Source organism: Acinetobacter sp. Q85-2 (genome assembly GCF_013420555.1).
Taxonomy (GTDB): Bacteria; Pseudomonadota; Gammaproteobacteria; order Pseudomonadales; family Moraxellaceae; genus Acinetobacter; species Acinetobacter indicus.
This window is the reverse complement of sequence record NZ_VOXW01000028.1, coordinates 21,198-28,948: the sequence shown is the minus strand read 5'-3', so window position 1 is coordinate 28,948 and position 7,751 is coordinate 21,198. Positions and strand designations below refer to the sequence as shown.

8 protein-coding genes are annotated in these 7,751 nt (G+C 48.7%); 1 reads left to right on the top strand and 7 read right to left on the bottom strand.

The window, feature by feature from the left end; translation table 11 throughout:
- Positions 1-287 precede the first annotated feature (287 nt).
- Positions 288-974 (bottom strand): ribulose-phosphate 3-epimerase, encoded by a 687-nt coding sequence (gene rpe, locus FTT68_RS12795; RefSeq protein WP_075175405.1) that lies wholly within the window; start codon positions 972-974, stop codon positions 288-290.
- Between the two features lie 178 nt (positions 975-1,152).
- On the opposite strand from rpe, the gene FTT68_RS12790 reads away from it, so the two are divergent.
- Complete coding sequence (locus FTT68_RS12790) at positions 1,153-1,437, top strand: DUF2218 domain-containing protein (RefSeq protein WP_104472524.1); 285 nt, start codon at positions 1,153-1,155, stop codon at positions 1,435-1,437.
- A 16-nt stretch (positions 1,438-1,453) separates the two neighbouring features.
- Here FTT68_RS12790 and FTT68_RS12785 read toward each other — a convergent pair whose 3' ends face one another.
- The 6 genes from FTT68_RS12785 to FTT68_RS12760 all read right to left on the bottom strand — a co-directional run bounded on the left by FTT68_RS12785 (position 1,454) and on the right by FTT68_RS12760 (position 7,742).
- Positions 1,454-2,491 carry a M48 family metallopeptidase gene (locus FTT68_RS12785; RefSeq protein WP_180175408.1) on the bottom strand — a complete coding sequence of 346 codons (1,038 nt, stop codon included), beginning with the start codon at positions 2,489-2,491 and terminating at the stop codon, positions 1,454-1,456.
- Positions 2,492-2,502: 11 nt separating this feature from the next.
- Positions 2,503-3,606: a YjgN family protein gene (locus FTT68_RS12780; RefSeq protein WP_180048535.1), complete on the bottom strand. Its 1,104-nt coding sequence runs from the start codon at positions 3,604-3,606 to the stop codon at positions 2,503-2,505.
- A gap of 119 nt (positions 3,607-3,725) precedes the next feature.
- Positions 3,726-4,562 (bottom strand): S-formylglutathione hydrolase, encoded by an 837-nt coding sequence (gene fghA, locus FTT68_RS12775; protein ID WP_005179891.1) that lies wholly within the window; start codon positions 4,560-4,562, stop codon positions 3,726-3,728.
- 14 nt (positions 4,563-4,576) lie between these two features.
- Positions 4,577-5,983 carry a C13 family peptidase gene (locus FTT68_RS12770; protein ID WP_180048534.1) on the bottom strand — a complete coding sequence of 469 codons (1,407 nt, stop codon included), beginning with the start codon at positions 5,981-5,983 and terminating at the stop codon, positions 4,577-4,579.
- A gap of 113 nt (positions 5,984-6,096) precedes the next feature.
- A complete protein-coding gene (locus FTT68_RS12765) occupies positions 6,097-6,924 on the bottom strand; it encodes a class I SAM-dependent methyltransferase (RefSeq protein WP_180048533.1) in 828 nt (275 codons plus the stop codon).
- A complete protein-coding gene (locus FTT68_RS12760; protein WP_016659491.1) occupies positions 6,918-7,742 on the bottom strand; it encodes an undecaprenyl-diphosphate phosphatase in 825 nt (274 codons plus the stop codon). The genes FTT68_RS12765 and FTT68_RS12760 overlap by 7 nt, the downstream gene beginning before the upstream one ends.
- Between the last annotated feature and the right edge of the window lie 9 nt (positions 7,743-7,751).

Here is a 7,751-nt window from a genome sequence, read left to right as displayed (position 1 = left end):
CTCATGAAATACGGTATTCTGATGTGACAAAACCTGAATCCTGGTCGTTAAAGTGTTTGTTTGCACTCATATTTTAACTGTTAGGACTCAGGTTTTTTTATTTAAAGCAAACTATGGGACAGCAGTGCTCATTTGAGTCCTTTTTATACATTTTATGTCTAATTGGCAAACGATTGATGCACAACTGTTTATAAATTAATCCGGTTATCCATACTGTTATCAACATAGATATCCATAGAGTTAATCACAAACTTATCCACAGGATGCAGATAACTTATCCAGTTTTATTAGGTATTCACGGCACCGACTTTGGCCAGCTCGGCACGCATCTCATCAATCACAGCTTTATAATCCGGTTTGCCAAAAATTGCTGAACCGGCCACAAACATATCGGCACCGGCTTCGGCAATTTCACGGATATTGGCCGGGCCAACCCCACCATCAACCTCAAGGCGAATATCACGGCCTGAGGCATCAATGATCTGACGCGCCTGACGTAATTTTTCCAGGGTCATAGGAATAAATTTCTGGCCACCAAAGCCCGGGTTCACACTCATCAATAAAATCTGGTCGACTTTATCCAGCACATAATCCAGATAATGCAGCGGCGTTGCCGGGTTAAAAACCAGACCGGCCTTGGCACCGCCCGATTTGATCAGTTGCAGCGAACGGTCAATATGGTCCGAAGCTTCCGGGTGGAAGGTAATAATATCGGCACCGGCTTCCAAGAAGTCGCCAATCATGCGATCCACCGGAGAGACCATTAAATGCACATCAATTGGCGCCTGAATCCCATAATTTTTCAGGGCCTTACATACGCCTGCACCAAAGGTGAGGTTGGGTACATAGTGATTGTCCATGACATCAAAGTGGACAACATCAGCACCGGCTTCAAGCACTTTTTCTACTTCTTCCCCTAAACGGGCAAAGTCTGCAGAAAGAATAGAAGGCGCAATTAAATATGGCTTGGACATGGGAGACCCTGGCTAAGTATTTGAGTGACTACGCCATTATAACAAATTGTCCCCGGCTCTGGGGCGGCAGATGGCCACCTGCGGCAAGATTGCAAATCTACAACGCTGTGTTGCAACACGCGGCTTTGTCTGGGCGCTCTTTTCTCTTAGGCTTAAGGCTTACTGAACAGGATTTTTCATGAAACGTTATAGTCATATTGCCACCACACAAGCGGCCCGTCTGGCCAAACGCCTGGGTAACCACTGGAAACACAAATTTGAAGTACAGGAAACAGCACAGGAACTGCGTATTTTGATGCCAAGCGCGACCATTGTGTTACAGCCACAATCTGATGCGCTCTATACCGAAATTATTGCTTTAGATGAACACACCGACCTGAACCGGCTGGAACAGGTGGTGCTGGATCATCTGCAACGCATGGGACAGGAACAGTTAAGTGCTGACTGGCAGCAGGCCGATTAAACCTACTTAGATCTGCTCATTTTACTTCGGCAGATTGCTTGGCTTCAAAGGCCTTGACTGCTTCAATACGCTCCTGCGTGGCCGGATGGCTTTGCAGAAAATCCCAGACCGACTTACCCTGCTCGCTTTCGCCGCTTTCATCTGCCAGCCGTTGTAACAGGTTGGCATAATGGATGGTTGGCACCTGCTTGTGCTGCATGGTGGTTAAGGCATAATGATCGGCTTCGGCTTCAAAATTACGCGAATAACTGGCACCCACCAAAGCCAGAGGCAGGCTGGTCATTAAATCGGAGCCATCACCGGTAATCGCAATCAGAATTACCCCAAAACCTAAACTGGCCAGCGCCTGTTGCAGACTATGCCGCTCGACCAGATGACCCTGCTCATGTGCCAGCACCCCCAGAATTTCCCGGTCATCCTGTGCCAGCTCAACCAGTTCATCGGTCAGAATAATAGTATTGTTGGGAATCGCCACCGCATTGGCACCCAACCGATTCCCTTCTCGAAACAGCAGTTTCGCCGGCCGGTCTTCTGCCACCAATGCCTGATACTGCTGTAAAATTGCCTGCTGGCGCGCCGCACTTAAACGGCTTGGACCCGTCATCTCCAGCACATAGTGTTCTGCTTCATTGCCGACACTGTTCAGGGTGGTTTCCGGTAACTGATTGGCCACCACATGCGAGGCCCACGGAATGCCCCACTTCACCGTGGCAAAGGCCAGCGCCACAATAAAAATGGTGCTAAACAGAATCAGGCTGGGGGTACGCTCCAGCTTCCAGATCGACTGATAGATATTCTTTTGCTGCAGCTGAAACCAGTCCGGTAAAGGCTGCTGAAACTCCAGACGTGCATCATCCTGGAGTTCAATTACCGGCTGGATACGGCCCAATGCGCCTATCAGCAGCATGTCCTGATAACGATAACGGCGCTGCAAGACAAAGTTTTCACCATACTGAACCCAGATACTGTCCGCATCGGCTGCCAACACCTGAGCAGTATAAGGCTTGGCACTCTGACCATCATAAAACACGGCTTCAACCGTCATCTGTTGCATCAGTGCTTTCCTTATAAAGACACATCAATATCAAAGATATCGCTAATTTCTTCCGCAATCGCGCTTGGATCACCCTGTAACTGGTTCATCAGCAGGTCCGGATCATTGTTTAAATGCAGGCTTAAAGACTCCACCTGATAGCGATATAAACGGATTGCCGCCCACGGCGTCATAAGGCCGAGGGTTAAAATTTTCACCATCCAGTTGCTGAGCACAATCCAGGCATAGCGCCACTGGTTGCAACTGGTCTGAAACTGGCTACGACTGATGGTGGTATTGTTCCAGCTGGTCATAAAAATCCGCGCCAGCATTAATGGCCAGATGAATAAAGCCGCCAGCAAATAGATGCCCATAAAAATCCAGACATACTGCACCGCACTCAGACTGGAAAAATCGGCCAGCAAGGCCAGTACTAGTGCTGCCGCTCCCAACATGCCGATAAACAGAAACAGCGGCACATACATGGCGCGCATATAGGCCGACCAGTCGGCCTGCAATTTAAACTGCAATTGCCCTGCATAAAGATGATCGAGGCAATAACGCTTATACAGCCAGATCAGCACCGGGAAAAATACGCCCAGGGTCAAGATATACACCAGAATCCCTTTTAGAAATTCGATATAGGCTTTCTTGCTAGTGCCGGAAAAGAAAAAGCGGCTGTTACCAAATTTACTGTTACGTGCATTAAAGCGGAGGGTGGCCCGAATCAGCCAGGGTACCGCCAGATACAGGATTAGTACCCCAATCAGGGTGGCGCGTACCGAGTAGTTGGATAACAGCGAAATGGCCAGATACAGGCCAATTGCAATCAGCCGGCCAATTAAGATCTTGCTCGGCACACCGGTAAAGTCAAAACGGCGCTGGATAAATTCAGTATTGCCATAAAAATAGCGCAAGCGGCGTACTTTGGCCCACGGCGCATACAGTCCCAGCGTGACAATAATCAATAGAATATTGACAATCCAGATGCCGAAATATTCCATGGCAGTGCCATAAAAATGAAAAGGGTGGCGCTGTCCAAGCAGCTGCGGTTCAGGTGAATCAACGACAAGCGCTGGCGGCAGCTGGGTCTGTTCCTCTGCGGTAAAAGTCGGATGTATATCTTGGTTTTGCATATCAGGCCTTATAATTATTTTTTAAAATAAAGACACGGTTAAAAATTAAAAAACAAAAAATCACAGACCGCCTTCACCCTGCAACAGGTCAAAAGCGGTGTTCTGCGTGATGGATTATATTAGGATTGTAATTGGACTGCATGAAATTGCAGATGATCATCGATAAAACTTTGAATAAAGTAATAACCATGATCATAGCCGGCATGTTCACGTAAGCTCAGCGGCTGTCCGGCCTGCGCACAAGCGGCCTGGAACAGCGCCGGATTCAACTGGCTATAGAACTGATCCTGCAAGCCCTGATCAATTAAAATATCGGCAAATTGCTTGCCTTTTTGCTGGACCAGTGCGGTGGCATCATGTGCTTGCCAGCCTTGACGATCCTCACCTAAATAGGCACTAAAGGCTTTCTCGCCCCACGGGCATTGGCTTGGCGCACAAATCGGCGCAAAGGCAGAAACTGATTTAAATTTTTCCGGATATTTAAAAGCTAGCGTTAACGCACCATGGCCGCCCATACTGTGGCCAAAAATACCAATGCTGTCGGTTTGCACCGCAAACTGTTCACACACCAGCTTATACAGCTCTTCTGCAACAAACTGTTCCATCTGGTAATGCGCTGCCCAGGGTGCCTGGGTTGCATTAATATAAAAACCTGCCCCCTGCCCGATATCCCAGTGATCGCCCTGCGCCACCTGCTCACCGCGAGGTGAAGTGTCCGGGCTAATCAGAATAAAGCCCAACTGTGCCGCCAGACGCTGGGCATGCGCTTTAATTGCAAAAGTTTCTTCGGTACAGGTTAAACCCGCCAGGTAAAAAAGCGCCGGACAGTCCTGACCGGCCAAGGCTTGTGCCGGCAGAAAAATACCAAAACGGCTTTCCCCGTTTAAGCTGCTGGAATTAAAACGGTAAATTCGCTGTTCGCCATCAAAGCATCGATTGTTCTGTATTAATTCCATCGTCTTATCCTGTTTTAAGGGCTGTCTAAAGTTAAAGGCATTTCATTTGGCTGCGCGACCACGGCTTGTGGGAATAAACGCTGCTCCAGTTGCGGCAACATCAGCTGCATATTCTTACCCATCGACCATTGCGGTTCAGACGGTTCAAAACCTTGTGCCTGCTCCCATTTTGCCACGGTCAGCTTGGCCTGTGCAAAAGCCTCGGCAAAGCTGTTATTTTCACGCATGGCCTGATCAAAGAAGGCTCGGCCAAAATAGGTATAATCAGCTTCGTTGGAACAGCCGAATGAAGCGCGGTCTGCGGCCGATGCGGTAATTACCAAAGTATTGTCATTTTGCAGGGCCGAAACAAAACTGCCCGAATAACAGGCCGAGATCACAATTACGCGCCAGCGAATGCCAGATTTATCCAGCGCATCGCGCAGCCATTTTGGATCAACCTGTTGCAGTTCCAGCGGCGCATTTTCCATTTCAAACTGGTTCGGCAAGCCATGTGAAGTCATGTATAAAAACAGCACATCGCTTTCCGGATTCATCTGCTGGCCTATACGGCGCAGTGCCAGTTCCATACTGGTGCGTGAGGCAATCGGGGTGACATTGCGTGTCATCGGGTTATTCACCAGAATCATCGAGCGGCCAAAAGTGCCAAAGCGGGTATCGAACTGTTCCCGAATCCGCTCGACTTCGGACATAAACACATCCTGATAACTGGCCCCGGCCACGCCCAGAAAATACCAGTGTGATTGCGCAAATTCGCCATACTGAATCTTCTCCAGCGCCTGATTCAGTATCTTGCTTTGTGCATAAAAGGCTTCTTCGCTAAACGTCGGCGGGACCTCTTCCACCTTCCAGATTGGCTGGCTCTTGACCGACATCTGCCACACCACCAGGGTAAACAGCGTGGCCAGAACAATCAGCGCACGTTCCCACCACGGCCATTTCAGCTCACGGGAAAATACCCAGACCACCGCCAGACTCTGCCAGACAAACAGCACCATAAAAATCAGTGGCAGATAGTCATAGAAAACATAAGGCAACACATCAATCATGCCCAGATATTGGATCAGGCTTTGCAATAAGGCGATGTGGGTGTCTAACACCAGCCACAGTAAAGCCGGTACCAGCATGAGGCGTGGATTATTAACGCGCTGGGACAGGAAAATCCCGACAATTAAGGCAAGAAACGGCCATAAGGCATAACTGACCAGACCTTGCGGGTTAAAATCACCGGTTTCACCGGCGCTGAGCCAGCTAAATAAAGTATTGGCCAGACCACCTAAAATGCCCCAGAAAATCAGTTGCAGAATGGAAGGACGGACAATCTGTAAAGATCGGCGCGAACCAAAAAATAACCACATCCCCGCTGTTTGGTTGCTTTTAAAATCATGCCAAAAATTGATGGAGGGTTTAAAGTCGATCATAAGATTGTCGTTAGCAGTGGCTCGCTTTGTGCAGACTTAGTTTATGCCTGATGTCATAATTATCAATGCTCTTTTTTAACTATATAACAAATCTTTGCCCAGTTTTGAAGCGATTACCCGTTTACTTTGGTCGCGTCCTGCCGGAAGTAGGCATCGAAGCGGCAGGCATCTCCCGTCCATTGATGATCCGGTGTTTGCCCGGCCAGATACACCGCCAGACGTGGTCGCTTAACCACCACACGTTTGGCGATTTTTTGCGCCAGCGGTAGCAAGGCATCGCCCAAATCCATTTCACCATGTTCCGGCAATAACAAATGCAGCAGCTGCATCTGCTTTTTGACTTGTGCCTGTTTTTTTACCGCCTGCTGGTTCTGGTCACGCTGTGGAAACATCGGATCCAGATACACCACATCAACAGCCTGCCCTGCTTCTGCCTGCGCTTTTAAGTAATCAGCCGAATCAGAAAAGACCAAGTGGATGCGTGCGGCAACCTTGCTTAAAAACGGGTCCTGTAGGGCGCGCTGGTAGCTGTCTTCCAATAAACTAAACAGAATCGGATGCCGTTCTACCAGCGTTACTTCAGCCCCCAAATGCGCCATCAGCAAACTGTCATGGCCCAGACCTGCAGTTGCATCAATCAGCTGCGGTTTTTCCGCCAGGTTACAGGCACGGGCCAGCATTTCTGACTTTAATGACGCGCGTTTTAAACGCGGAATTTCAGCCTGCCAGTCTGGCTGCATTTTCATGCCCAGCGCACATAGCCACAGGCCATCGGCATCAACGCAGAGCGCCATGTCTGGATGCAGTCTTAAAAAACGTGCATTCAGTTTGTCGATGACATCAATTTGAAGGGTAACCCCACGTGAAGAAAGCACAGCCTGATAGTGCTGTGCTTTCTCAAAAAATGCGGGTTCGGTATAGCAGCGAAGTTCGCTTACCATAAGGTCCAGCCTGTATATGCAAAGAGTAAAATCAGAAGGCCTGACACAATACGATACCAGGCAAAAATCATAAAGTCGCGTTTGGCCACATACGCCACCAGCGCGCGAATTAAGATTAATGCGGAGATAAAGGAAACAATAATCCCGACGCTCAGTACGGTCCAGTCCTGCGTGGTCTGGAAGACATCATAACTTTGATATAAATCCAGCAAGCCTGCGCCAATAATCACCGGAATTCCCAGAAAGAACGAGAATTCTGTCGCCGCTTTACGTGATACGCCCAGGAACATCGCCCCAATAATGGTCGCGCCCGAACGTGAAGTGCCCGGAATTAAAGACAGTACCTGAATCAGACCAATCCAGATCGCATCTTTATAGGTCAGGTCTTCAACTTCCTGTGCCCGTACTTGAGGTGGATGCTTCTCAATCCAGATAATGATCAGACCACCAATAATCAGGCCAATAGCCACGGCGATATCATTAAACAACATCGCTTTCACGGTTTGCCCGAAAGTCAAACCAATCAGAATAATCGGCAGCGAGGCCAGAATCAGGCCAAAGCCCAGACGGCGTCCGGTTTCTTCGCCGGTGAACATGCCGGTGGCTGCGCCCCAAAGCCGGGTCCAGTATTCATAAATCACTGCTGCAATTGCCCCCATTTGAATGGCAATTACAAAAACATCACTTTTTTCTTTGGTCCAGAAGTTCATCAGTTCTGAAGCCAAAATTAAATGGCCGGTACTGGAAATTGGTAAGAATTCTGTGATTCCTTCAACAATTCCCATAATTGCCGCTTTCAGCAGCAGTAAAAAATCCATAGAAAATCC

What these genes read in the sequence shown, in the direction of transcription:
- FTT68_RS12790 (WP_104472524.1), top strand. Translation starts at nt 1,153, where the DNA reads ATGAAACGTTATAGTCATATTGCCACCACACAAGCGGCCCGTCTGGCC.
- FTT68_RS12780 (WP_180048535.1), bottom strand. Translation starts at nt 3,606, where the DNA reads ATGCAAAACCAAGATATACATCCGACTTTTACCGCAGAGGAACAGACC.
- rpe (WP_075175405.1), bottom strand. Translation starts at nt 974, where the DNA reads ATGTCCAAGCCATATTTAATTGCGCCTTCTATTCTTTCTGCAGACTTT.
- FTT68_RS12785 (WP_180175408.1), bottom strand. Translation starts at nt 2,491, where the DNA reads ATGCAACAGATGACGGTTGAAGCCGTGTTTTATGATGGTCAGAGTGCC.
- FTT68_RS12770 (WP_180048534.1), bottom strand. Translation starts at nt 5,983, where the DNA reads ATGATCGACTTTAAACCCTCCATCAATTTTTGGCATGATTTTAAAAGC.
- FTT68_RS12760 (WP_016659491.1), bottom strand. Translation starts at nt 7,742, where the DNA reads ATGGATTTTTTACTGCTGCTGAAAGCGGCAATTATGGGAATTGTTGAA.
- fghA (WP_005179891.1), bottom strand. Translation starts at nt 4,562, where the DNA reads ATGGAATTAATACAGAACAATCGATGCTTTGATGGCGAACAGCGAATT.
- FTT68_RS12765 (WP_180048533.1), bottom strand. Translation starts at nt 6,924, where the DNA reads ATGGTAAGCGAACTTCGCTGCTATACCGAACCCGCATTTTTTGAGAAA.